The sequence below is a fragment of the Ruegeria sp. BHSC026 genome (assembly GCF_059613065.1).
Map to the genome: position 1 here is coordinate 1 of NZ_JBXWRV010000025.1, position 22,408 is coordinate 22,408.

The following is a 22,408-nucleotide window of genomic DNA, read 5'->3' on the forward strand; positions in this document are numbered from 1 at the left end:
TCAAGGATTGGCGGCGGGTGGCAACCCGCTACGACAGATGCCCGAAAGTCTTCCTGTCCGCCATCGCCCTTGCCGCTCTCGTCATATACTGGTTATGAGTCCTGACCCTAATACGGAGAATTTTAACGGGAAAAAGGCTTGGTGGGATAAGTACTATAGACCAACAAGTTGTACGTATTGTTAGAAGCAGATATGAAAGAACCATTCAAAGAAAGGTAGGAGAGCTTACCCTTGCCACCCTACTAAATGCGCATCTGCCAAAGCACAGGATTTTCCATTATTATATTCACTTCGCCTACTTGGGCTATAGGATGGAAGGAGTAGAAGTAGCCAGTCGTAAACTCTTTTCTAAGAGAGCAGCGAACCTATCACCAAACGAGGCCTGCCTTGTTGCGGCCCTGTTTGCGCGACCAGTGCCAAAGTCGGTTGTTCTAACAGTGGATTCCAATCTTAGAAGCTACTCACCGGAAGAACTTTTTGAGATAGCAAAGGTATCAGGAAGCGAAAAGTGGGCAGAGAAAACTAAAGCAAGATACGAGTACGCTCTTAAAAATTACGCCCGTATTCCCAATAGCCTTTTTATCAAGTAGGAGCTTGATATATAGTCGAGGTCGGCAATCTCTAGGTTGTTTATTCTTTGCGTGGTGCCAATTAGGCCAGATTCAATTCTATCATTTAATTCCTGCAGAAACTTATAACATTCTCGGCGTGCAATATTGACCCGCGTCCTTGATGACCGGAATCTCTTTAAATCATCTTTGCTCAGGTGCTCTAACCCATATCTAGCTCTAAGTAGCATAAAATCAGAGCTCAACCGGAGCGAGCTGTGAATGTTGTTTTCAAATTCGCGTGCAGTTTCTCGGTCAAAGTAGAACGAGATTTTTGCCTTATTAGCAGATAATTTGCTCATCCATTGATTAACTACTTGGCGATACTCATCTAGTTCATCGCTGCTTGGGTGCCTCTGCTCACATATTGCTAGAAACTTAAGTTGGCCCAGGAGTCTTTGGTCTATGTCGTCAGATATACACTCAACGACATCCAGAGCGCCCTTTCGTTCATTGTTTCGTAAGGTAGTGAGATGCTGATGCCGCCAACTTCGGTATTGAAGCAACGAGCCAACAAGAGCGGCGATAACACCTAATATCAAAGTCTCCCAAAAACTCATTCAAATAACCTTGCTTATCTTTTCCGTCGTTTGACATTACCGCCCCGCTGCCCCGGTCGTCCAGCCGTTGACCGTCCACGCGATTTCGCCGCGTCTTCCGACGCTTTCTCAACCGCCCATTGACGCGCCATGGGGTCGTCGGCGACGGCTAGGTCGACCGCTTCCAGACGCTTGATCTCGTCGCGGATGCGGGCGGCTTCTTCGAATTCCAGGTTCTCGGCCGCCTTGCGCATCTGCTCGCGCAGCCCGTCCAGATGGGCCTCGAGGTTGGCGCCGTGCATCGGCTTGTCGATGGTGGCGGTGACGCGGTTCATGTCCACGTCGCCAGCATAGAGACCGGCCAGAACGTCCTCGACATTCTTTTTCACCGTCTCGGGCGTGATGCCGTGTTCCTCGTTATAGGCGATCTGCTTGGCGCGGCGGCGGTTGGTTTCCTCCAGCGCGCGCTCCATGCTGCCGGTGATGCGGTCGGCATACATGATCACGCGGCCCTCGGCGTTGCGCGCGGCGCGGCCGATGGTCTGGATCAGCGAGGTTTCCGAGCGCAAGAAGCCTTCCTTGTCGGCGTCCAGAATGGCGACCAGACCGCATTCAGGGATGTCCAGCCCTTCGCGCAGCAGGTTGATACCCACCAGCACGTCGAAGGCCCCCAGCCGCAGGTCGCGCAGGATCTCGATCCGCTCGATCGTGTCGATGTCGGAATGCATGTAACGGACCTTGATGCCCTGTTCGTGCATGTATTCGGTCAGGTCTTCGGCCATGCGTTTGGTCAGCGTCGTCACCAGCGTGCGATAGCCCTTGGCCGAGACCTTGCGCACCTCGTCCAGAAGGTCGTCGACCTGCATCTCGACGGGGCGGATCTCGACCTCGGGGTCGAGCAGGCCCGTGGGGCGGATCACCTGTTCGGTGAAAACGCCACCGGTCTGCTCCAGCTCCCACGCCGCGGGGGTGGCGCTGACGAAGACGGACTGCGGGCGCATGGCGTCCCATTCCTCGAACTTGAGGGGACGGTTGTCCATGCAGGAGGGCAGGCGGAACCCGTGTTCCGCCAGCGTGAACTTGCGCCGGTAGTCGCCGCGATACATGCCGCCGATCTGCGGTACGCTGACGTGGGATTCATCGGCAAAGACGATGGCGTTGTCGGGGATGAATTCGAACAGGGTCGGCGGCGGTTCACCCGGCGCGCGGCCGGTGAGGTAGCGGGAATAGTTCTCGATCCCGTTGCAGACGCCGGTCGCCTCGAGCATCTCGAGGTCGAAATTGGTGCGTTGTTCCAGCCGCTGTGCTTCCAGCAGTTTGCCCTCGCCCACCAGTTGGTCGAGGCGCTGGCGCAATTCCTTTTTGATGCCAAGGATCGCCTGCTGCATCGTCGGTTTCGGCGTGACGTAGTGCGAGTTTGCATAGACGCGGATCTGGTCCATCGTGTCGGTGCGCTCGCCGGTCAGGGGGTCGAACTCGGTGATCTGTTCCAGTTCTTCGCCGAAGAACGAGAGTTTCCACGCCCGGTCTTCCAGGTGGGCGGGCCAGATTTCCAGGGAATCGCCCCGCACCCGGAAGCTGCCGCGCTGGAAGGCCTGATCGTTGCGGCGGTATTGCTGGGCCACCAGATCGGCCATCACCTGCCGCTGGTCGTATTCGTTCCCGACCTTCAGATCCTGCGTCATCGCCCCGTAGGTCTCGACCGAGCCGATGCCATAGATGCACGACACCGAGGCCACGATGATCACGTCGTCGCGTTCCAGCAGCGCCCGGGTGGCCGAGTGGCGCATCCGGTCGATCTGTTCGTTGATCTGCGATTCCTTTTCGATATAGGTATCGCTGCGCGGCACATAGGCTTCGGGCTGGTAGTAGTCGTAGTACGAGACGAAATATTCGACCGCATTGTCCGGGAAGAAGCCCTTGAACTCGCCATAGAGCTGCGCCGCCAGCGTCTTGTTGGGGGCGAGGATGATGGCGGGGCGCTGGGTTTCCTCGATCACCTTGGCCATAGTGAAGGTCTTGCCGGTGCCGGTGGCGCCCAGCAGCACCTGGTTGCGCTCGCCGTCCAGAATGCCCTGCGCCAGTTCCCGGATCGCGGTGGGTTGGTCGCCTGCAGGGGCGAATTCGGTGTGCATCACGAAACGCTTGCCGCCCTCAAGCTTCAGGCGGGTGCGCACGTCGTCGGCAGTCAGCTGGGTCTTGTCGGAATGAGCATAGGGCATGGGCAGGCTCCGCTTCGGCCCCTTACATTTGTTCTTATTTTGTCCGCATGCAACCCCCGCCGGGCGGGTCATTTGCATCGCCCTGCGGCAATTGCAATCTTGTCGCCGCCCGCGCTCTGACGCATAAACGGGCGCGACAACCCGAGTATGGAGAGGCGACATGCGCGCACGGATTTACCAGCCTGCCCGAAACGCAATGACGTCGGGAATGGCCAAGACCCGCAAATGGGTTCTGGAATACGCCCCGGCCTCGGCGCGCGAGGTCGATCCGCTGATGGGCTGGACATCTTCCAGCGACACCCAGACCCAGGTGCGCCTGCGGTTCGACACCAAGGAAGAGGCGCTGCACTATGCGCGGGAACACGGCATCGACGCGCAGGTCGTCGAGCCCCACAAGCGCAAGCCCAATATCCGCCCGCGCGGATATGGCGAAAACTTTGCCACCGACCGGCGCGGCCCCTGGACCCACTGAATGATCCGGATTTGTCCGGCCGATCCGACATCGGATGCATTGCGTCCGGTGGTAGAGGCCCATGTCGCGCACAGCCGGTGGGCCGGCCCTGCAGAGAGCAATCATACGCTGCAACCTGATGCATTGACCGCGCCGGACATCCGGTTCTGGGCGATCCTTGAGGACGATCAGGTGCTGGGCTGCGGGGCGCTCAAGGCGCTGCCCGATGGCACGGCCGAGGTCAAATCGGTGCATGTGCTGCCGCAGGCGCGGGGCCGGGGGCTGGCCCGCCGGATGATGGAGCATCTGGCTGAAATCGCCCGGTCAGAAGGCTTTGCAGCGCTTGTTCTGGAAACCGGCGCGGCGCATCTTCCGGACTATGACGCTGCTCGCAAACTGTACGAGGCGTTGGGCTACGGCTATTGCGGCCCAATCTTTGGATATCATCACGATCCCAACAGCGCATTCATGCGTTTGGATCTTGTGCCCCGGTCCTGATCGGCCGGGTGACCCGACGACACATTCGACAGCCCATGTTCAAGGGCCGCTTCACGTCTCGACCAGATATCGGTCCGACAATGGCAGGCTGGCGGCGCCCAACGCGCGGGCGTCCGGTCCGACCGAGCCGGCCGAAATCGACGGTGCTTCCAGCCCGGTCAGGTTCAGCCGGGACAGGCGGTCCCGAACCAACGTAATCAGCCGGGACTTGACCGCATTCGGCATCCAGCCGTCGATCTTGACGCACTCGAAATCGATCAAGCTACAACTGGACAGGATGGCATGGGCCAGACCGTGTGCCGCTTGATTCAGCCACCGCTCGAGCAGGTCGGCGGGAATGGTCCAGTGCTCGGGCGAATGCCACAGGCCCGATGCGTCGCAACCAGAGGCCGCCAACGCGCGTTCGAGGACATACAGGCTGGCCACCTCGATCAGGGGTTGTACCGGCCCCGACCCGACGGAGACCGGCATCGGCCCCAACGCGCCGGCGTTTCCCCGGCCGGCAAAGATGGACCCGTTCAACACAACGCCCCCGCCGACGAAATAGCCGACATAGAAATACAGGAAATCCCGCGGCCCTTCGGTTGGGCCGAATACCAGTTCCGCGCCGCAGGCGGCCGTCGCATCATTTTGGGCATAGACCGGAACATCGCAGATGTCCGAAAGGCTGGCCCGCAGGTCGGCCATGCGCCACGGGTCCATCTTTTCCTGCGGGACCTGCAGGATCTGTGCCCAGTCCCACAGGTAAAAGGGCATGGCGATGCCCAAGCCTGCCACTCGCGCGCGTGCGGGTTCGGACAGCGCCTCTGTCATGTGGGTCAGGGACCGGACTGCGAAATCGAGCGTCTGCTGCGGGGTGGGGTAGTCATAAGTGGTTCGGGACCGGTCGCGAACCCGCCCCAGGAAATCGGTCAGCACCATCTCCGAGCTGCGGCGCCCGACCTTCAGGCCCAGGAAATAGGCACCGTCCGGGTTCAATCGCATCGGCACCGAAGGCTGTCCGACCTTGCCTCGTTGCGGCTCGCCGCGCAACAGCAGCCCGTCGCTTTCCAACTGCCGCATGATGACCGAGACGGTCTGCGCCGACAGGCCGGCCATGCGCGCCAATTCTGACTTGGCCAGCGCCTGATGGCGCCGGACCAGCGACAAAACCAGTTTTTCATTGCGCGCGCGCATGCCGCTTTGGTTGGTCCCGCGCACGTTTGACGGGCGGTGCGAGGGGCCGGTCTCGATTGCGGGTTTCTCGGTCACGGGGTGCTCCTTGTTCCAGCAAGAATGTGGCGTGGGCCGTGGGGTGTCAATAATAATTAAGAGTGATTTAATTATTGACAGGAATCGGGAATTGCCTGATGGTTTTGTCCATGGGAGCGGATCGAATTTCGCCCGCTTGCCCAAGACGTCTGCGGGCGTCGGAGATAACGGGAGGAAAAGCTTTGAAAATTTCAGCATTTGCTGGCGCGACCGCGTTGGCCCTGACAGCCATGGCGAGCGCTGCCGCCGCGCAGGACACGGTCTGTCTGATCACCAAAACCGACACCAACCCCTTCTTCGTGAAGATGAAAGAGGGGGCCACCGCCAAGGCCGAAGAGCTGGGCATGACGCTCAAGGCGTTTGCCGGCAAGATCGACGGCGACCATGAAACTCAGGTGCAGGCGATCGAGACCTGCATTCTGGATGGCGCCAAGGGTATCCTCTTGACCGCATCTGATACCTCGTCGATCGTCCCCGCCGTCCAGCAGGCGCGCGACGCGGGTGTGCTGGTCATCGCGCTGGATACACCGCTGGAGCCGATCGACGCGGCCGATGCAACCTTTGCCACCGACAACTTTCTGGCCGGCGAGCTGATCGGCAAATGGGCCGCGGCCACACTAGGGGACGAAGCCCAGAACGCCAAGATCGCCATGCTGGACCTGGCAGTCAGCCAGCCCTCGGTCGGGGTGCTGCGCGACCAAGGCTTCCTGCAGGGGTTCGGCATTGACCTGGGCGACCCGAACAAATGGGGCGACGAGACCGACCCGCGCATCGTGGGCCATGACGTCACCGCCGGGAACGAAGAGGGCGGCCGCAAGGCCATGGAGAACCTTCTGGCCAAGGATCCGATGGTCAATGTGGTCTACACGATCAACGAACCGGCTGCCGCCGGTGCGTATGAGGCGCTCAAGGCCATCGGCCGCGAAAACGATGTGCTGATCGTTTCGGTCGACGGCGGCTGCCCCGGTGTGCAGAACGTGGCCGACGGTGTGATCGGCGCTACCTCGCAGCAATACCCGCTGCTGATGGCGTCGCTTGGCGTCGAGGCAGTCAAGAAATGGGCCGACGAGGGCGTGAAGCCCGAGAACACGCCCGGCAAAGATTTCTATGACACCGGTGTTGCGCTGGTAACGGACAAGCCGGCCGCTGGCGTCGAGTCGATCTCGGTCAAAGAGGGCATGGACCTCTGCTGGGGCTGATCTGATCCCTTCAGGGGCCGCGCGCTGCGGCCCCTGAATTGAACCACGACCTCACCCGAAATTTTGCAAGAGTCGCCCCAAGACGGGAGCTTGACGCATGGGGGAACCTCATTGATGTCCGACACATCGAGACAGTCCGACGATTTCGAAGCCGCAGCCAAAGGCAGCCCGGAACAGGTTGCCGAATTCGAAGATCACCACCGCGGGTTCATGGGGACGGTCCAACACTTTCTACATGTGAACCCGTCGCTGGTGCCGCTGATCGTTTTGGTGGCGGCGATCCTGATTTTCGGCGTCTTGCTGGGCGCCAAGTTCTTTTCGCCCTTTGCCCTGACCTTGATCCTGCAGCAGGTGCAGATCGTCGGCATCGTGGCCGCCGCCCAGAGTCTCGTGATCCTGACAGCCGGGATCGACCTGAGCGTGGGCGCGATCATGGTCATGTCGTCGGTTGTGATGGGCCAGTTCACTTTCCGCTACGGGCTGCCGCCTACGGTGGCGATCCTGTGCGGTCTGGCCATCGGGACCGCAATCGGCGCGGTGAATGGATTCCTGGTCAGCCGGGTCAAGCTGCCGCCCTTCATCGTGACGCTGGGCATGTGGCAGATCGTACTGGCCGCCAACTTCCTGTATTCACAGAATGAAACCATCCGGTCGCAGGAAATCGAGGCCAACGCCCCGATCCTTCAGCTGTTCGGCGCCAAAATCAATGTCGGCGGGGCGGTGTTCACGGTCGGAGTGATCTTCATGCTGGTGCTGATCCTGGTGCTGGCCTATGCGCTGCGGCATACCGCGTGGGGCCGCCATGTCTATGCCGTGGGCGACGACCCCGAGGCCGCCGAGCTGTCGGGCGTGAACGTGCATCGAACGCTGATGTCGGTTTACATGCTTTCGGGGCTGATTTGCGCCTTTGCCGGCTGGGCGCTGATCGGGCGCATAGGCTCGGTCTCGCCCACTTCGGGGCAGTTGGCCAACATCGAAAGCATCACCGCCGTCGTGATCGGAGGCATTTCTTTGTTCGGGGGGCGCGGGTCGATCCTGGGCTCGTTGTTCGGGGCGCTGATCGTGGGCGTGTTCACCCTCGGCCTGCGGTTGTTGGGCGCGGATGCGCAGTGGACCTTCCTTCTTATCGGTATGCTGATCATCGCCGCCGTGGCCGTGGACCAGTGGATCAGAAAGGTAGCAGCGTGATGGAACCCATTCTCAAAGGGCGCAACTTGGTCAAACGCTATGGCAGGGTCACGGCGCTGGATCATTGCGATTTCGACCTGATGCCGGGCGAAATCCTGGCCGTGATCGGCGACAACGGTGCAGGTAAATCGACCTTGATCAAGGCGGTTTCCGGTGCCGTCGCCCCGGATGAGGGCGAGATCTGGCTGGAAGGGCGCAAGGTCGATTTCCACTCGCCCATCGACGCGCGCGAAGCCGGGATCGAAACGGTCTATCAGACGTTGGCCATGTCGCCCGCCCTATCGATCACCGACAACATGTTCATGGGGCGCGAGATCCGGCGCAAGGGGCCTTTGGGCTCGGTATTCCGGATGCTCGACCGCCCTGCGATGGAGAAGTTCGCCCGCGACAAGCTGAACGAACTGGGGCTGATGACGATCCAGAACATCAACCAAGCGGTCGAGACCTTGTCGGGTGGACAGCGTCAGGGCGTTGCCGTGGCCCGGGCGGCGGCGTTCGGATCCAAAGTCATCATCCTCGACGAACCCACCGCGGCGCTTGGTGTCAAGGAAAGCCGGAGGGTTTTGGAGCTGATCCAAGACGTGAAATCGCGTGGTATTCCGATCATTCTGATCAGCCACAACATGCCCCATGTGTTCGAAGTGGCCGACCGCATCCATGTGCATCGGTTGGGCAAGCGGCTCTGCGTGATCGACCCCAATGATTACACCATGTCCGATGCCGTGGCGTTCATGACAGGCGCCAAAGAGCCGCCGGAACAGGATCGCGCGGCATGACGGCTGCAGGGTCATCGCCGCAGGCGCTGGCCGAGCGGATCGCCGACGCCGCAGCCGGGCTGGCGGGCCGTGAAACGCGCCAGCTTGTCGCCGTGGCCGGGCCGCCGGGCGCGGGGAAATCCACGGTGGCCGCGCTTGCACAACAGGCGCTGCAGGTGCGCGGCATTCCGACCGGTCTGCTGTCGATGGATGGTTTCCACTATGACAACCAGATTCTGACGGCGCGCGATCTGCTGCCGCGCAAGGGTGCGCCCGAGACATTCGACCTGCCGGGCTTTCATGCCTCGTTGCGCCGCCTCCAGGCCGAAGACGAGGTCGCCGTGCCCGAGTTCGACCGTGTGCTCGACAAGTCCATCGCCGCCTGTTCGTTCGTAACCCGCGACCAGAAGGTGGTGATCGTAGAGGGAAATTATCTCCTGCTGGACGAACCGGGGTGGCGCGATCTGCGCGACCTGTGGGCGTTGACCGTGTTTTTGGACGTGCCATTGCCCACGCTGGAGGCGCGCTTGCTGGACCGTTGGATCGGGCTGGGCCTGCCTCGCGACGAAGCCGAGCGCCGAGCCTTCGCCAATGACATTCCCAACGCCCGGCGCGTGGTGCAGAACTCGGGCTCGGCCGACCTAGTGCTGCGTTAGCCAAGCGCCTTGTACATGTAGGTGGTTGGTTCGAACACGGGCTCGAACGGGTTGCGGCAATAGCCGGGAATCTCTCCAGCAGTTTTAAACCCCAGGCTTTGGTACAGGATACGCGAGGGGTCGGTGCTGCGCGTGTCCAGCACCAACAGGGTTCGGCCAAGTTCGGTGGCGCGCTCTAGCAGGGCACCCATCAAGGCGCGGCCCAGCCCGCGCCGCCGTGCGTCGGGATGCACCAGCAGCTTGGCCACATCGGCGCGGTGCGGTTGGTTGGGCATCGCAGCCGGAATCAGCTGAACCGTCCCTTGGATGCGTCCATCATCATGGGCTACGAAAAGATCCAGCTCTCCGGCTGACAGCCCGGGGCGCACGCGCTCCTGCCAATAGGCGCGCGCGGCGTCACGGGAAAACGGCAAAATGAACCCGATGCTGGCGCCGGTATGCACGCAGCCGTGCAGGATATCCGCCAGATCGTCCACCGCCTGGTCAAAAGTTGTTTCGGTCAGACGTGTAATCATATCAGCACCAGAATGTAGCGGGCGCCGCGGGACGCCTCGGTTTCAAAACGGGTTGCGCCGGACAGGTGATAGCGCAGGCAGTCGCCCGCGTTCAGCGCGTGGGGCGTGCCATCGACCGTCAGGGTCAGCGCGCCATCCAGCACGACCAGGTGGTGTTCCTGCCCGGATCGTGGCGGCGCGTCATAGGCGATCGTGGTGCCGGGCGGCAGGTGACATTCCAGGACCTCGCCTGTCAGCCCCGCCGAGGGCGGCGACACCGATCGGCGCGTGAACCCGGTTTCGGGGTCGCGCCACTCGATCTGCCGTTCGTAAGGAACCTTGGGGTCGAAGCTGTCCTCGACCATCATCAACAGGCGCGACATCGGCAGTCCGTAGGCCGCGCACAACCGGCCAAGATTCTCGGCTGTCGGACTGACCTCGGCCTTCTCCATGCGAGACAGAGTGGCTCGGCTGACCCCGCTGGTCTGGGCGAGTTGTTCAAGCGACCAGCCCCGACTGCGGCGCAGGTCGCTCAGGTGGCGGGCGAGGCGGCTGGACAAGCAGTCAAGCATTGGTCATATCCGGGAAACATTTTCGATTGTGAGAAAAGTAACAGAAATAAATAAAATAAAAAGGGGCGCGTGTGCCGCGCCCCTTGAACTGCTCGATATGATGGCGGCTTACTTCCAGCCAACCTCATTGAAGATCTTCTGGGCCTCGGGGATGTTCTTGGCGACTTCAGACAGGTTCACGTCGTCGGCCTTGAACTCACCCAGAGCGGCCACGTTCTCGGCCAGCGGCGCGCCGGGAACGGCAGGGTATTCGTCATTGCCGTTCGAGAAATAGACCTGCGCTTTATCGCTGGCGAGATACTCCAGGAACTTGATGGCGGCGTCCTTGTTCGGAGCATGTGCCGCGACACCGGCGCCCGACAGGTTCATATGCGCGCCTTCCGCGTCCTGCGACGGGAACTGGATGCCGATCATGTCGACGCTGTCCGACAGGCCCTTGACGTCTTTGCGCAGGGCGCGTGCAAAGTAGTAGGAGTTCGACACGGCGATCTCGCATTCACCCGAGACGATGCCGCGCAGCTGGTCGGTGTCGCCGCCCTGCGGGTCACGCGCCATGTTGGCGACCACGCCCGCGGCCCATGCCTTGGCCTTCTCGGCGCCGTGATGGGTGATGATCGAGGCCAGCAGCGTCTGGTTGTAGGTGTTGGTCGACGAGCGGATGCAGACCAGCCCTTTGTATTCGGGATTCGCCAGGTCCAGGTAGGTGGCCGGCGGGTTGGTCACGTCATTCTTGTCGTAGAAGATGATGCGCGCGCGCTGCGAGAAGCCGAACCACTGGTTGTCCTCGTCCTGCAGGTTGGCGGGGATGCGCTCTTCCAGCACGTCGCTGTTGACCGCCTGCAGCAGGCCCGCGTTCTTGGCCCGCGCCAGGCGCGAGGTGTCCACGGTCAGCAGGATGTCGGCGGGCGAGTTCGCGCCTTCGGCTTCCATCCGTGCGATCAGCTCGTCGGCCTTGCCTTCGATGCGGTTGATCTTGATGCCGGTGGCCTCTTCGAAATCGGTGTAGAGGCGCTCGTCGGTATCGTAGTGACGCGAGGAGTACAGGTTCAGCTCGCCTTCGGCGGCGGCCGATCCGGCGATCAGGGCCGACAGGGCGGCGGCGATAAAGCGCTTGGTTTTCATCTGTGTTGGTCCCAGTTGTCGAATCTCAGGAGCGGGTATTTCCCGACTGATTTGCTCAATTAAACGATTTCGGGCGAGATGCAAGGAAATCTGACAAAATTACTTGGTCAAAAATGCCGCGGCGCTCGTGGGGGTTAACCAGTTCGTTAACCATGTTGGAGCCAATTGGTAGAGCCGCTCCGCCGGACAGCGGCAAGCGCCGGCGTCAGGTCGGTTCGGCGCAAATGGCGGAAGGGCTCTCGAAATATTCGAAGTGTTGCTGGAAGTCGTGACGCTGCTGTTGCTTTTCGGGCTTGTCGCGGGGCCGGTCTGGCATTGCGTCAGATTGCTCGCTTTTTTCCGACCGGGTTCACCCGGGGCTTGTTGCTCGTCGTCGGTCTGACCATCCTTTTTTCGTGGTGGCGCGACTTCGCACTTGATCTTGCACTGCTTGCAATGAGCGTGGATCTTGACGGTTTCACGACCGATGAGCGGATGCGCGGCGTTGTTCCACATTTGCGGGAGCGGGCGGAGCGCATGGTCTTTTCACTCGAACGGTTGGGCATCGGCTGGCCGATAGAGGCAGGATTCGCGTTGTTCGCTTCAGTCCCCTACGCGATGGCGGTCTGTTGCATCACATGGCTCGTGCGGAAGGGGCTCGGGCGGGGCCGCGGGGAAGATCGAGCACAAAAAAACCGCGCCCAGAGGCGCGGTTTCTTGAAACGGTGTTTCGCCGTCCTCAGCCCTGGCGGGCTTTGAACTTGCGCTGCGTCTTGTTGATGACGTAGACGCGGCCTTTGCGACGCACGACCCGGCAGTCGCGGTGCCGGTTCTTGAGCGAGCGGAGCGAGTTCTTGACCTTCATGGCCTATCTCCAGTTCCTGCGGCGCGGGCCAGCGCCTGGGTTAGCGGGTGCCCCGGGTCAGACCCGAAACAGTGAAACAGATGGTGGGCGGTACAAGGATCGAACTTGTGACCCCTTCGATGTCAACGAAGTGCTCTACCGCTGAGCTAACCGCCCACTTTCCCTTTGCGAGATCCGCCCCAGAACGAAATGGGGCGCGGAACCCCGCGCCGGTGGAGCGCTCTATAAAAGGAGTCGCGCAGGGGTTCAAGGGGTTTGGTCGAACAATTTTCCGGTCTATGTTGTTCGGAGAGAGGGAGTGGACATGCACAGCACCGCATATGCTTTGGAAATGCCCGCGAAACGCAGCTCGTGCGTGGTGTTTTCCTCGCCCCACAGCGGCCGGAACTATACCCAGCCCTTCCTTGAGCGGTCGATTCTGAACCGCGACGTGATTCGTTCGTCCGAGGATGCCTTCGTTGATCAGCTTTTTGCATCGGCCCCGGATCACGGCGCGCCGCTGATCGCCGCGCAGATGCCACGGGCCTTTCTGGATCTGAACCGTAGCGCAGACGAGCTTGACCCGGCCTTGATCATGGGTGCCCGCCGGTCGGGGCACAATCCGCGCGTTGCCTCGGGGTTGGGAGTGATTCCCCGGGTGGTGGCAAATGGCCGCGCGATATACAGCGGCAAGCTGACCATGGATGAGGCCCGTCTGCGCATCGACACCTATTGGCGGCCCTATCACGCCCGGCTGAAATCACTGCTGGCTGAATCGATCGGCTCCTTCGGGCAGGCGATTCTGGTCGACTGCCACTCGATGCCGCACGAGGCGGTGGCCCTGGCCGGAACCGCGCATGGGCGCCGCCCGGAGATTGTACTGGGTGACCGGTTCGGTGCGTCGGCTTCGGGGGTGATCGTGGATCAGATCGAAGCGGCCTTTGTCTCGGCCGGGCTGACCGTGGTCCGCAACACGCCGTTTGCGGGGGCCTACGTGACGCAGACCTACGGCCGTCCGGCGCGAAATCAGCACGCCATACAGATCGAGATCGACCGCGCGCTCTACATGGATGAATCTACGATCGAACCCAACGCCGACTTTGACTCGTTCCGCGCGGTTCTGGCGCGGGTGATCGCCGATATCGCCCGGATCGGGGCACAGCCCGAGCGTCTGGCCGCGGAATAGCTAGCGCAGCGCACGCCCTTTCACGATTGCATCGCTGCCGAACTTGCGGCGGATCTCGTCCGCAGCGCGTTCGGCCTTGCTGCGCTGGGCGGCGCCGGGATCCAGCAGGTCGCCCAAGGCATCGGCCTGTTCCGCCGGACACAGATCTGACAAGCCGCAACCCAACAGGCGGTACGGCCCCTGATCGCCGACCTGATCGAACAGGCCGCGCGCGGTGCGATAGATCCGGTCGGCCATCTGGGTTGCGTCGCGCAACGATACGCGCCGCGTCAGGATCTTGTGGTTGGCCCGTTTCAGCTTGAGCGTCACCACCCGCCCGGCCAGCCCCTTGGCCTTGGCGCGGTCGGCCACCTTTTCCGCCATCCGCCACAGATGCCCGTCCAGAATGTCAGGGTCGGAGGTGTCCTCGAAGAATGTGGTCTCGTTGCTGATGGATTTCATCGGCGTGTGCGCCGAGACCCGGCGCTTGTCCTGTCCGCGCGCCAGATGCCACAGGCGATGGCCCATCGCGCCGAACCGTGCTGTCAGCGCCTCTTGATCCCAACGCAGCAGGTCCGAGAAGGTGCGGATGCCGGCCCGCTCCAGCGAGTCCTGAGCGGCCGGGCCGATGCCCCAGATCAACCTTACCGGCTTGTCATGTAGGAAATCCGCCGTCTCGGCCTTGCCGATCACCGAGAAGCCGCGCGGCTTGTCCAGATCGGATGCCACCTTGGCCAGGAACTTGTTGTGCGACAGCCCGATCGAGCCGGTCAGGCCCAGTTCGTGCTTCATCCGCCTGACCAGCCGCGCCAGCATCACCGCGGGCGGCGCGCCGTGCAGGCGCTGGGTGCCCGACAGGTCCATGAAGGCCTCGTCCAGCGACAGCGGCTCCACGTCCGGGGTCAGCTCGTCCATCATCGCGCGGATCTGGCGCGAGACCTCGGCATAGACCGACATGCGCGGCTTGATCACCACCGCGTCGGGGCACAGCTTCAGCGCCTGGAACATCGGCATGGCCGAGCGCACGCCGCGGATGCGCGCCACGTAGCAGGCGGTGGACACCACCCCGCGCCGCCCGCCGCCTATGATCACCGGCTTGTCGGCCAGCTCGGGGTTGTCACGCTTTTCGACCGAGGCATAGAAGGCGTCGCAGTCCATATGCGCAATGGTCAGGTCGAAAAGTTCCGGATGGCGCAGAACCCGCGGGCTGCCGCAGGTTGGGCAGCGCCGTTCGTCACCCAGACGGGTCAGGCAATCGCGGCAGAGACCGGGCATCACATTCTCCATGCGCAGCATGACGATGAACCAGAAGCTGTACCCTATCGTAGCCCGCGCGCCAGATCAAAGCGGTTGGCCGAAGAGTTCCGGAAGGAGAAAGAAGACCCCCCGCCGATGCGCGGGGGGAGGTAACGGACCTCAGGAAGTCGCAGTCCGTCGGGGAGTGTCTCTGGCCCAGAATCGCGCGAAAATGCCTATTTTGACAGGGTTTTGACGCTCCGAGCAAAACCGAGGTTTCGCATGTGTGTTTTCGGGCACAGGGACAATTCGGCGCGGAACGAGGGAAAAGTGACGCAAGGTCAATCGGTTGCGCGCCGCTTCCTGCGAAAAAGACCCCGCGCGAAGGCGTGCCGCGCTTAAACCTGCGGCACCGATTTCAGTTCCTCAAGAACCGACCGCGCGGCCGCCTTGGGGTCTTCGGCACGATAGATCGGTCGTCCGACCACAATGTGATCGGCCCCGTCTGCGATCGCTCTGGCCGGGGTGGCGACCCGCTTCTGGTCGCCCAGATCGGCCCCCGAGGGCCGCACACCCGGGGTGACGATCAGTCGGTCCTGGGACTGGGGCAGGGCGCGGATCAGAGCGGCCTCCTGCGGGCTGGCGATCACGCCGTCGGCCCCGGCCTCGAAGGCGCGGGCCGCGCGCTCCACCACCATGTCCTGCATGTCGCCGGCCTTCATCATGCCGGCATCCAGATCTTCACGGTTCAGCGAGGTGAGGATCGTCACCGCGAGAATCTTCAGATCCTTGCCTGCCGCGCCTTCCTTAGCGGCACGCACCACGTGGGGGTCGCCATGGACGGTCAGGAAATCCAGATCGAACTGCGCCAGCCCTCGTACGGCATTCTCGACCGTGTTGCCGATGTCGAACAGCTTCATGTCTAGGAAGATGCGCTTGCCGTGTTCTTGTTTAAGCTCGTTGGCCAGCGCCAGCCCGCCCCCGGTCAGCATGCCCAGGCCGATCTTATAGAATGAAACGGCGTCGCCCAGCGTTTCGGCCAGCTTCAGCCCTTCCAGCGCGTTGGGGACGTCGAGGGCGACGATCAGGCGGTCATCGGCGGTTTGGGGCATTGTTTCGACCTTTCAAGCTTGACGGGATCGGCGCTTCTGTAGAGCGTGCGGCACAATCAGACAAGAAAAGACGCAGGAAAATATGGGATGATACGGTTGGGTGTGGTCGCCTCGGCGGCTGTTTTGGCCGGGGCGGGCGCAGTCTGGGCCGGTGAAACGGATTGCGGCGAGACCCGACAGGTCTGGGCGGATGTCAAGGACAGCAGGTCGGCGGCAGCCATCCAAAGCTTTGCCGAGATCTACGCGGAGTGCTTGATCTATTCCCAACTTGCGCGCGATCTGCTGGCAGTGCTGACCGGAGGGCCCTGGCGCCGGCCGAGGTCGACGCCCCCAAAGAACCGCAACGACGCCTGCGGGTCTCCGACCTGCGGCCCCGGCCGGAACCCGACCCCGACGATCCACCATACGAGCCCGACTATTCGGACGGAGAATATGAGTGCCTGATGGTCGCCGCCGCTCCGGGCCAGTCGCCGCTTTTCGACGGGGTGGAATGGGCGGACATTGACGCCAAGAATGCGATGGCGACCTGTGCCGAGCTGCTACTGAAAAACCAGAATGTCGATGCCGAGGTCGTCGCCGCCTTTGGTCGGGCTTTGATGAAGGGCGGCAAGCTGAAAATGGCGCTCGAGTTCTCGGAGCTGGCCGCGATGGAGGGCAGCGGGCTGGCGATGAACACGCTCGCCACGCTCTATGGCGATGGCAAGATCGTTCCCGCGGACGATGTGACCGCATTTGCCTGGTACATGGCGGCTGCCGAAACCGGTCTGCCGATGGGAATGCACAACGTCGCGTATGGCTACGAGAACGGGCAAGGTGTTGCGCCCGACCTCGACAAGGCGCTGTACTATTATGAAAGGGCCGCGTTCCTCGGATACGAGCAGTCTCTGCTGCGGCTTGGCACATTCTACCGCGAAGGCACGCATGTCACGCGCGACATGCGGCGCGCGGTCGACTATCTGAAGATGGCGGCCGAAACGGGAGCACCGATGCCGCGGTGCGCTTGGGCTACATCTACGAAACCGGCGAGAACGGCTATTTCAAGGACATCGAACAGGCGTTGGACTATTATTTCCAGGCCGCCAAGCAGGACGATGTCATCGCGCTGCGCAATCTGGGGTCTCTGACCTATCACGGGCGGGATGGCGTGCCTCGGGACATGGAAGCGGACTTCGTGTTCTGAGGAAGGGCCGCGAAGCTCGGCGATATGAAGTCGCAGCGCAAGTTCGGCCGATTGCTCCATGAAATCGGCGAAGTTGAAGAGGCGCTGAGGTTTCTTCGCCTCGCGGCCGGGCAGGGCGATGACGAGGCGCAAAAGCTGATCCGGCAGATCGAAGCCGGTTGAACCCTGCACCGGGCCAGGGGGGGCGTGGTTTCCCCCGCGCTGTCCCAACTGTGCTATGGTGCCGCCATTCAGAAACGAAAATTACACCGAAGGGACAGACCATGAAGCACCTTGTTCCGCTGGCCGTCATGGCCACGCTGGCCGCCTGTGCCGACACGCCGCCGCAAACCGAAACAGGCGCTGCGCCGCCCCCGACCAATGACGATTTGTATCTCGTCCGCGGCTATCGGTCCGAAGATGACTGGTGCCAGTTGACCGGTGAAACCGCCTTTACCGGCAATTTCCTGGACCACACCGCTGACCTCGTGTCGTGCCCCACCGGCAGCGCCGCCGCGCAGTCGCTGGTCGAGACGCTTGATGCCGAGCAGGTGGCCGAAACCGGCGGCTATACCGTCTATACGATTCCCCGCGGCTGAGCGTTTTTTCACCCGCCACCCTCTTGAAGCGGCAGGGGCATTTCCCAAATTGATTAATGAGGCCCAGAACTAAGCGTGCCGCCGAGCGGGCGCAAAAACCTTGGGCGCTTGAAAAAGGAGAGAATGATGGACTTGAACAAGTTCACCGAGCGGGCACGAGGCTTCGTGCAGGCGGCGCAAACTGTTGCGCTGCGCGAGGGACACCAGAGATTGGCTCCCGAGCATATTCTGAAAGCACTGATGGATGATGATCAGGGGCTGGCCAGCAACCTGATCAAACGTGCGGGCGGCGCGCCCGAGCGTGTGGTCGAGGCGCTGGATGTTGCCCTGGCTAAGATCCCGAAGGTCAGCGGCGACGCGGGCCAGGTCTATCTGGACGGCCAGACCGCCAAGGTTCTTGACGAGGCCGAGAAGATCGCCAAGAAGGCCGGAGACAGCTTCGTGCCGGTCGAGCGTGTGCTGATGGCGCTGTGCATCGTCAAATCCAAGGCCAAGGAGGCCCTGGAAGCCGGTGCCGTGTCCGCCCAGAAGCTGAACGAGGCGATCAACGACATCCGCAAGGGCCGCACGGCCGACAGCGCCAATGCCGAAGAAGGCTATGACGCGCTGAAGAAATATGCCCGCGACCTGACCGAGGCCGCCCGCGAGGGCAAGATTGACCCGATCATCGGCCGCGACGAGGAAATCCGCCGCGCCATGCAGGTTCTGTCGCGTCGGACCAAGAACAACCCGGTTCTGATCGGTGAGCCCGGTGTGGGTAAGACCGCCATCGCCGAAGGTCTGGCTCTCCGCATCGTGAACGGCGACGTGCCGGAATCGCTGAAGGACAAGAAGCTGCTGGCGCTGGATATGGGTGCCCTGATCGCTGGTGCGAAATACCGTGGCGAGTTCGAGGAACGTCTGAAGGCCGTTCTGAACGAGGTCACCGCGGCCGCTGGCGAGATCATCCTGTTCATCGACGAGATGCACACGCTGGTGGGTGCCGGCAAGACCGATGGCGCGATGGATGCGGCCAACCTGATCAAGCCCGCGCTGGCGCGGGGCGAGCTGCACTGCATCGGCGCCACCACGCTTGACGAGTACCGCAAATACGTCGAGAAGGACGCGGCCCTTGCCCGCCGGTTCCAGCCCGTCTACGTGCAGGAACCCACGGTCGAGGACACGATCAGCATCCTGCGTGGCATCAAGGAAAAATACGAGCTGCACCACGGCGTGCGCATCTCGGATTCGGCGCTGGTGTCGGCCGCGACCTTGTCGCACCGCTACATCACCGACCGCTTCCTGCCCGACAAGGCAATCGACCTCGTGGACGAGGCCGCCTCGCGTCTGCGCATGGAAGTGGACAGCAAGCCCGAAGAGCTGGACCAGCTGGATCGCCAGATCTTGCAGCTCCAGATCGAGGAAGAGGCACTGAAGCTCGAAGATGACGCGGCTTCGAAAGATCGGCTTGAGGCCTTGCAGAAGGAACTGGCTGAGCTGAAGGAGAAATCCGCCGAGCTGACTGCCCAGTGGCAGGCCGAGCGTGACAAGCTTGCCAGCGCCCGCGAGCTTAAGGAACAGCTGGACAAGGCGCGCGCCGAGCTGGAGATCGCCAAGCGCGAGGGCAATCTGGCCAAGGCCGGTGAGCTGTCCTATGGCGTGATCCCCGAGCTGGAGCGCAAGCTGGCCGAGGCTGAAAGCCAGGAAAGCAACGCTGTGATGGCCAAGGAAACGGTACGCCCCGAACAGATCGCGGCCGTGGTCGAACGCTGGACGGGTATCCCGACCTCGAAGATGCTGGAAGGCGAGCGTGAAAAGCTGCTGCGCATGGAAGAAGCGCTGCATGCCCGCGTGGTCGGCCAGGACGAGGCCGTGCGCGCCGTGGCCAATGCCGTGCGCCGGGCCCGGGCCGGTCTGAACGACGAGAATCGCCCGCTGGGCTCGTTCCTGTTCCTCGGCCCGACCGGTGTGGGTAAGACCGAGCTGACCAAGGCCGTCGCCGAATACCTGTTCGACGACGAACACGCGATGGTGCGGATCGACATGTCCGAATTCATGGAGAAACACGCCGTCGCCCGCCTGATCGGTGCACCGCCGGGCTATGTCGGATATGAGGAAGGTGGCGTTCTGACCGAAGCCGTCCGTCGGCGGCCGTACCAGGTGGTGCTGTTCGACGAGGTCGAGAAAGCGCATCCGGACGTATTCAACGTGCTGTTGCAGGTGCTGGACGATGGTGTCTTGACCGATGGCCAGGGCCGCACGGTCGACTTCAAGCAGACGCTGATCGTGTTGACCTCGAACCTCGGGTCGCAGGCGCTGAGCCAGTTGCCCGAAGGGGCCGACACGGCGCAGGCCAAGCGCGACGTGATGGACGCGGTCCGGGCGCATTTCCGGCCCGAGTTCCTGAACCGTCTGGACGAGACCATCATCTTCGACCGGCTTCAGAGGTCGGATATGGCTGCGATCGTCGACATCCAGCTGGCCCGCCTGCAGAAGCGGTTGGCCGCGCGCAAGATCCGGCTGGAGCTGGACGAGGCCGCGAAGGAATGGCTGGCCAACGAAGGCTACGATCCGGTCTTCGGGGCGCGTCCGCTCAAGCGCGTGATCCAGCGTGCCCTGCAGAACCCGCTGGCCGAGGCTTTGCTGGCTGGCGAAATCCGGGACGGCGACACCGTGCCGGTGACTGCCGGACCCGATGGCCTGATCATCGGCGACCGGTTGGGCACCAGCGACCGCCCGCGCCCGGACGAAGCCGTCGTGCACTAAGCTGCGGCTAGGTTGAAACAGGAAAGGCCCGCCAGAGATGGCGGGCCATTTTGTCGGTCCGGCGTCAGCGGGCGGCCGGTTCGTTACAGTCCCGTCTCTCAATCGTGACGCAAGTTGCGTTGGTCCTGTGCTAAGACCGGGCTAGGTCGGGTCAGGGGTTGAAACGGAACGGAGACCAAGATGGCGCATCGCTGGACCAACAATTTGACATATGCCGACGTAACGCCTCGGGCGGCGTTTCTGAACCGCCGGCAGGTGATGGCGGGGCTGGCCGGATCCGGCCTAGCTGCAATGGCCGGGCGTGCGCAGGCCGAGGCCGTGCCCGAGCCCAACAGCTGGGAAGATATAACCTCGTACAACAACTACTATGAGTTCGGAACTCGCAAGGACGATCCTTCGAAATACGCCCATACCCTCAAGACCGAACCATGGAGCGTGACAATCGACGGGTTGGTTGACCGTCCGGGGGAGTACGACTTTCAGGATATCATGTCCGAGATGACGATCGAAGAGCGGATCTATCGGTTCCGCTGTGTCGAGGCCTGGTCGATGGTCGTGCCGTGGAACGGGTTCGAGCTGGCCGATCTGCTGAACATGGTTGGTGTGCAGGAGGGGGCGAAATACGTGGCCTTCGAAACCGCGCTGCGTCCGGATGAGATGCCGGGCGTTGCCTATCCGGTCCTGGACTGGCCCTATCGCGAGGGCTTGCGGCTGGACGAGGCCATGCACCCTCTGACGATCATGGCGACGGGTATCTATGGCCGCCCGATCCCCAATCAGAATGGCGCGCCGCTGCGGCTGGTGGTTCCCTGGAAATATGGCTTCAAGTCGATCAAATCGATTGTACGCATCACCCTGACCGAGGACGAACCGCCAACCAGCTGGAACATGGCCAACCCGCGTGAATACGGGTTCTACAGCAACGTGAATCCGACCGTGGATCATCCCCGCTGGTCCCAGGCCTCTGAGCGGGTCATCGGCGGCGGATTGTTTGCCAAGCGTCAGCCAACGCTGATGTTCAATGGCTACGAGTCTGACGTCGCAAGCCTGTATGACGGAATGGATCTGTCCGAGTATTATTAAAGCCATGAACAAGCTGAACCAGTTCCTGCGTCGCGTTCCGGTCTGGGCGGTTTACCTGCTGGGCCTACTGCCGGCGCCGTGGCTGTTCTATCTGGGGCTGACTGGTGGACTAGGCGTCGAGCCGATCGAGGCGCTGGAACATGAATATGGCGAGCTGGCCCTCCAGTTGCTGATCCTGGGGCTGGCAGTGTCGCCGCTGCGACGTCTGGCCGGGCTGAACCTGATGAAGTTCCGGCGGGCGATCGGCGTTCTGACCGTCTGTTATGCGAGCTTTCATCTGCTGGTCTGGCTGGTGCTGGACGTGCAGGTGCCTGCGCAGATCTGGGCGGATATCCTGAAACGGCCATATATCACGATCGGAATGACGGCCTTCGTGCTGTTGCTGCCGTTGGGCCTGACATCGAACAACGCCTCGGTGCGCCGTCTCGGAGCCGCCTGGCGCCAGCTACATCGTCTTGTCTATCCGGCGGCTGTTCTGGCCGGTCTGCACTATGTGATGGTGGCCAAGGGATTCCAGATCGAGCCTTTGCTGTATCTGCTGGTCATCTGCCTCCTTCTGCTGTTGCGGCTGCCAGTGCCACGCTATCCGTTCGCGCGAAGCAGCTCCGATTCCGCCTGACTCGCGCCCGAGTCTGTGGGTAAACCTGTGGACTGCGGGTTTGCGGGTCCTGTCCGGAGCGAACCAGCGAGCGTGTGGTGGTCAGAACGGTCGGGGGTGTGTAGTTAAAGTGTTGAAATATAATCGGAAATCTTTGGAAGAAACTTTTTTGAGGGATTGTTGAATTTTCCCCTTGCGGCTTTGGTTGGATAATCTTAGAACCCCCTTCACCGGCGCTGGTGAGGCGGTGGTGACGGGCTGGAGAGGCGGCCTGACGGACTGGAAAGACGGTTGTGACGCTCAGGAGAGACTGGGGCATCTTGAGGATTTGTT

At 62.0% G+C, this 22,408-nt stretch carries 24 protein-coding genes, 1 tRNA gene and 2 pseudogenes; 18 read left to right on the forward strand and 9 right to left on the reverse strand.

The genetic code is table 11. The annotated features are described in order from the left end of the window. Nucleotides 1–98: pseudogene (locus AC2FME_RS17505) on the forward strand (IS5/IS1182 family transposase); the annotation flags it as partial. A gap of 21 nt (nucleotides 99–119) precedes the next feature. Next, on the forward strand, nucleotides 120–590 hold the full coding sequence (locus tag AC2FME_RS17510; RefSeq protein ID WP_496801127.1) for a transglycosylase domain-containing protein: 471 nt from the start codon (nucleotides 120–122) through the stop codon (nucleotides 588–590). 592 nt (nucleotides 591–1,182) lie between these two features. Here AC2FME_RS17510 and uvrB read toward each other — a convergent pair. Next, on the reverse strand, nucleotides 1,183–3,369 hold the full coding sequence (gene uvrB, locus AC2FME_RS17515) for an excinuclease ABC subunit UvrB (RefSeq protein WP_496801118.1): 2,187 nt from the start codon (nucleotides 3,367–3,369) through the stop codon (nucleotides 1,183–1,185). 160 nt (nucleotides 3,370–3,529) lie between these two features. On the opposite strand from uvrB, the gene AC2FME_RS17520 reads away from it, so the two are divergent. After that, nucleotides 3,530–3,841, forward strand: a complete 312-nt coding sequence (locus AC2FME_RS17520) for an ETC complex I subunit (RefSeq protein ID WP_149777332.1) — start codon at nucleotides 3,530–3,532, stop codon at nucleotides 3,839–3,841. Next, on the forward strand, nucleotides 3,842–4,318 hold the full coding sequence (locus AC2FME_RS17525; RefSeq protein WP_496681951.1) for a GNAT family N-acetyltransferase: 477 nt from the start codon (nucleotides 3,842–3,844) through the stop codon (nucleotides 4,316–4,318). A gap of 51 nt (nucleotides 4,319–4,369) precedes the next feature. Here the strand turns inward: AC2FME_RS17525 and AC2FME_RS17530 are convergent, their stop codons facing one another. Then, complete coding sequence (locus AC2FME_RS17530; RefSeq protein ID WP_496688194.1) at nucleotides 4,370–5,494, reverse strand: ROK family transcriptional regulator; 1,125 nt, start codon at nucleotides 5,492–5,494, stop codon at nucleotides 4,370–4,372. Between the two features lie 305 nt (nucleotides 5,495–5,799). On the opposite strand from AC2FME_RS17530, the gene AC2FME_RS17535 reads away from it, so the two are divergent. The 4 genes from AC2FME_RS17535 (at nucleotide 5,800) to AC2FME_RS17550 (ending at nucleotide 9,367) form a co-directional block, all read left to right on the forward strand. Continuing rightward, the gene (locus AC2FME_RS17535; protein ID WP_496681953.1) at nucleotides 5,800–6,768 is read left to right on the forward strand and encodes a sugar ABC transporter substrate-binding protein; all 969 of its coding nucleotides are present in this window, start codon (nucleotides 5,800–5,802) and stop codon (nucleotides 6,766–6,768) included. Nucleotides 6,769–6,882: 114 nt separating this feature from the next. Next, nucleotides 6,883–7,956, forward strand: coding sequence for an ABC transporter permease (locus AC2FME_RS17540; RefSeq protein WP_496681955.1), 1,074 nt, complete (start codon nucleotides 6,883–6,885; stop codon nucleotides 7,954–7,956). Then, the gene (locus AC2FME_RS17545; protein ID WP_496681957.1) at nucleotides 7,956–8,732 is read left to right on the forward strand and encodes an ATP-binding cassette domain-containing protein; all 777 of its coding nucleotides are present in this window, start codon (nucleotides 7,956–7,958) and stop codon (nucleotides 8,730–8,732) included. Before AC2FME_RS17540 ends, AC2FME_RS17545 begins: the two co-directional genes overlap by 1 nt. Then, on the forward strand, nucleotides 8,729–9,367 hold the full coding sequence (locus AC2FME_RS17550; protein WP_496688178.1) for an AAA family ATPase: 639 nt from the start codon (nucleotides 8,729–8,731) through the stop codon (nucleotides 9,365–9,367). The genes AC2FME_RS17545 and AC2FME_RS17550 overlap by 4 nt, the downstream gene beginning before the upstream one ends. On the opposite strand, the gene AC2FME_RS17555 is transcribed toward AC2FME_RS17550, so the two are convergent. The 3 genes from AC2FME_RS17555 to AC2FME_RS17565 all read right to left on the reverse strand — a co-directional run bounded on the left by AC2FME_RS17555 (nucleotide 9,364) and on the right by AC2FME_RS17565 (nucleotide 11,555). Continuing rightward, nucleotides 9,364–9,882, reverse strand: coding sequence for a GNAT family N-acetyltransferase (locus AC2FME_RS17555; RefSeq protein WP_496688180.1), 519 nt, complete (start codon nucleotides 9,880–9,882; stop codon nucleotides 9,364–9,366). The two genes, AC2FME_RS17550 and AC2FME_RS17555, sit on opposite strands and share 4 nt — an antisense overlap. Then, a complete protein-coding gene (locus tag AC2FME_RS17560) occupies nucleotides 9,879–10,433 on the reverse strand; it encodes a helix-turn-helix domain-containing protein (RefSeq protein WP_496801119.1) in 555 nt (184 codons plus the stop codon). The genes AC2FME_RS17555 and AC2FME_RS17560 overlap by 4 nt, the downstream gene beginning before the upstream one ends. 108 nt (nucleotides 10,434–10,541) lie before the next feature. Next, nucleotides 10,542–11,555, reverse strand: a complete 1,014-nt coding sequence (locus AC2FME_RS17565) for a Fe(3+) ABC transporter substrate-binding protein (RefSeq protein ID WP_496801120.1) — start codon at nucleotides 11,553–11,555, stop codon at nucleotides 10,542–10,544. 315 nt (nucleotides 11,556–11,870) lie between these two features. Here AC2FME_RS17565 and AC2FME_RS17570 point away from each other — a divergent pair, with 315 nt between their 5' ends. After that, a complete protein-coding gene (locus AC2FME_RS17570) occupies nucleotides 11,871–12,293 on the forward strand; it encodes a hypothetical protein (RefSeq protein ID WP_496801121.1) in 423 nt (140 codons plus the stop codon). On the opposite strand, the gene ykgO is transcribed toward AC2FME_RS17570, so the two are convergent. Then, nucleotides 12,274–12,399 (reverse strand): type B 50S ribosomal protein L36, encoded by a 126-nt coding sequence (gene ykgO / locus AC2FME_RS17575; RefSeq protein WP_005648635.1) that lies wholly within the window; start codon nucleotides 12,397–12,399, stop codon nucleotides 12,274–12,276. The genes AC2FME_RS17570 and ykgO overlap by 20 nt on opposite strands. Before the next feature lie 81 nt (nucleotides 12,400–12,480). Further along, nucleotides 12,481–12,555: transfer RNA gene (locus AC2FME_RS17580), tRNA-Val, on the reverse strand. 148 nt (nucleotides 12,556–12,703) lie between these two features. Between AC2FME_RS17580 and AC2FME_RS17585 the strand changes: the two genes are divergently transcribed. Next, the gene (locus AC2FME_RS17585) at nucleotides 12,704–13,564 is read left to right on the forward strand and encodes an N-formylglutamate amidohydrolase (protein ID WP_496684297.1); all 861 of its coding nucleotides are present in this window, start codon (nucleotides 12,704–12,706) and stop codon (nucleotides 13,562–13,564) included. On the opposite strand, the gene AC2FME_RS17590 is transcribed toward AC2FME_RS17585, so the two are convergent. Further along, nucleotides 13,565–14,818: a DNA polymerase IV gene (locus AC2FME_RS17590; RefSeq protein ID WP_496742244.1), complete on the reverse strand. Its 1,254-nt coding sequence runs from the start codon at nucleotides 14,816–14,818 to the stop codon at nucleotides 13,565–13,567. Nucleotides 14,819–15,177: 359 nt separating this feature from the next. Further along, nucleotides 15,178–15,891, reverse strand: a complete 714-nt coding sequence (pyrF, locus tag AC2FME_RS17595) for an orotidine-5'-phosphate decarboxylase (RefSeq protein ID WP_496684303.1) — start codon at nucleotides 15,889–15,891, stop codon at nucleotides 15,178–15,180. An 87-nt stretch (nucleotides 15,892–15,978) separates the two neighbouring features. Here pyrF and AC2FME_RS17600 point away from each other — a divergent pair, with 87 nt between their 5' ends. The 8 genes and pseudogenes from AC2FME_RS17600 (at nucleotide 15,979) to msrQ (ending at nucleotide 22,096) form a co-directional block, all read left to right on the forward strand. Beyond that, nucleotides 15,979–16,335, forward strand: a complete 357-nt coding sequence (locus tag AC2FME_RS17600; RefSeq protein WP_496801122.1) for a hypothetical protein — start codon at nucleotides 15,979–15,981, stop codon at nucleotides 16,333–16,335. Between the two features lie 224 nt (nucleotides 16,336–16,559). After that, nucleotides 16,560–16,853: pseudogene (locus AC2FME_RS17605) on the forward strand (tetratricopeptide repeat protein); the annotation flags it as partial. A 32-nt stretch (nucleotides 16,854–16,885) separates the two neighbouring features. Beyond that, nucleotides 16,886–17,071, forward strand: a complete 186-nt coding sequence (locus AC2FME_RS17610) for a hypothetical protein (RefSeq protein ID WP_496801123.1) — start codon at nucleotides 16,886–16,888, stop codon at nucleotides 17,069–17,071. A 24-nt stretch (nucleotides 17,072–17,095) separates the two neighbouring features. After that, entirely contained in the window at nucleotides 17,096–17,233 is a 138-nt protein-coding gene (locus tag AC2FME_RS17615) for a hypothetical protein (RefSeq protein WP_496801124.1), read from the forward strand. Between the two features lie 101 nt (nucleotides 17,234–17,334). After that, complete coding sequence (locus AC2FME_RS17620) at nucleotides 17,335–17,649, forward strand: hypothetical protein (protein ID WP_496684311.1); 315 nt, start codon at nucleotides 17,335–17,337, stop codon at nucleotides 17,647–17,649. A gap of 126 nt (nucleotides 17,650–17,775) precedes the next feature. Further along, nucleotides 17,776–20,394 (forward strand): ATP-dependent chaperone ClpB, encoded by a 2,619-nt coding sequence (gene clpB / locus AC2FME_RS17625; RefSeq protein ID WP_496684314.1) that lies wholly within the window; start codon nucleotides 17,776–17,778, stop codon nucleotides 20,392–20,394. Nucleotides 20,395–20,574: 180 nt separating this feature from the next. Beyond that, nucleotides 20,575–21,477: a protein-methionine-sulfoxide reductase catalytic subunit MsrP gene (gene msrP / locus AC2FME_RS17630; protein ID WP_496801125.1), complete on the forward strand. Its 903-nt coding sequence runs from the start codon at nucleotides 20,575–20,577 to the stop codon at nucleotides 21,475–21,477. A gap of 4 nt (nucleotides 21,478–21,481) precedes the next feature. Next, complete coding sequence (msrQ, locus tag AC2FME_RS17635; RefSeq protein ID WP_496801126.1) at nucleotides 21,482–22,096, forward strand: protein-methionine-sulfoxide reductase heme-binding subunit MsrQ; 615 nt, start codon at nucleotides 21,482–21,484, stop codon at nucleotides 22,094–22,096. Nucleotides 22,097–22,408: the final 312 nt, after the last annotated feature.

Bases quoted from the DNA above. Each gene is read 5' to 3' on its own strand.
- uvrB (WP_496801118.1), bottom strand. From the start codon at position 3,369: ATGCCCTATGCTCATTCCGACAAGACCCAGCTGACTGCCGACGACGTG.
- AC2FME_RS17520 (WP_149777332.1), top strand. From the start codon at position 3,530: ATGCGCGCACGGATTTACCAGCCTGCCCGAAACGCAATGACGTCGGGA.
- AC2FME_RS17525 (WP_496681951.1), top strand. From the start codon at position 3,842: ATGATCCGGATTTGTCCGGCCGATCCGACATCGGATGCATTGCGTCCG.
- AC2FME_RS17530 (WP_496688194.1), bottom strand. From the start codon at position 5,494: ATGCGCGCGCGCAATGAAAAACTGGTTTTGTCGCTGGTCCGGCGCCAT.
- AC2FME_RS17535 (WP_496681953.1), top strand. From the start codon at position 5,800: ATGGCGAGCGCTGCCGCCGCGCAGGACACGGTCTGTCTGATCACCAAA.
- AC2FME_RS17540 (WP_496681955.1), top strand. From the start codon at position 6,883: ATGTCCGACACATCGAGACAGTCCGACGATTTCGAAGCCGCAGCCAAA.
- AC2FME_RS17545 (WP_496681957.1), top strand. From the start codon at position 7,956: ATGGAACCCATTCTCAAAGGGCGCAACTTGGTCAAACGCTATGGCAGG.
- AC2FME_RS17550 (WP_496688178.1), top strand. From the start codon at position 8,729: ATGACGGCTGCAGGGTCATCGCCGCAGGCGCTGGCCGAGCGGATCGCC.
- AC2FME_RS17555 (WP_496688180.1), bottom strand. From the start codon at position 9,882: ATGATTACACGTCTGACCGAAACAACTTTTGACCAGGCGGTGGACGAT.
- AC2FME_RS17560 (WP_496801119.1), bottom strand. From the start codon at position 10,433: ATGCTTGACTGCTTGTCCAGCCGCCTCGCCCGCCACCTGAGCGACCTG.
- AC2FME_RS17565 (WP_496801120.1), bottom strand. From the start codon at position 11,555: ATGAAAACCAAGCGCTTTATCGCCGCCGCCCTGTCGGCCCTGATCGCC.
- ykgO (WP_005648635.1), bottom strand. From the start codon at position 12,399: ATGAAGGTCAAGAACTCGCTCCGCTCGCTCAAGAACCGGCACCGCGAC.
- AC2FME_RS17585 (WP_496684297.1), top strand. From the start codon at position 12,704: ATGCACAGCACCGCATATGCTTTGGAAATGCCCGCGAAACGCAGCTCG.
- AC2FME_RS17590 (WP_496742244.1), bottom strand. From the start codon at position 14,818: ATGCCCGGTCTCTGCCGCGATTGCCTGACCCGTCTGGGTGACGAACGG.
- pyrF (WP_496684303.1), bottom strand. From the start codon at position 15,891: ATGCCCCAAACCGCCGATGACCGCCTGATCGTCGCCCTCGACGTCCCC.
- AC2FME_RS17600 (WP_496801122.1), top strand. From the start codon at position 15,979: ATGATACGGTTGGGTGTGGTCGCCTCGGCGGCTGTTTTGGCCGGGGCG.
- AC2FME_RS17615 (WP_496801124.1), top strand. From the start codon at position 17,096: ATGAAGTCGCAGCGCAAGTTCGGCCGATTGCTCCATGAAATCGGCGAA.
- AC2FME_RS17620 (WP_496684311.1), top strand. From the start codon at position 17,335: ATGAAGCACCTTGTTCCGCTGGCCGTCATGGCCACGCTGGCCGCCTGT.
- clpB (WP_496684314.1), top strand. From the start codon at position 17,776: ATGGACTTGAACAAGTTCACCGAGCGGGCACGAGGCTTCGTGCAGGCG.
- msrP (WP_496801125.1), top strand. From the start codon at position 20,575: ATGGCGCATCGCTGGACCAACAATTTGACATATGCCGACGTAACGCCT.
- msrQ (WP_496801126.1), top strand. From the start codon at position 21,482: ATGAACAAGCTGAACCAGTTCCTGCGTCGCGTTCCGGTCTGGGCGGTT.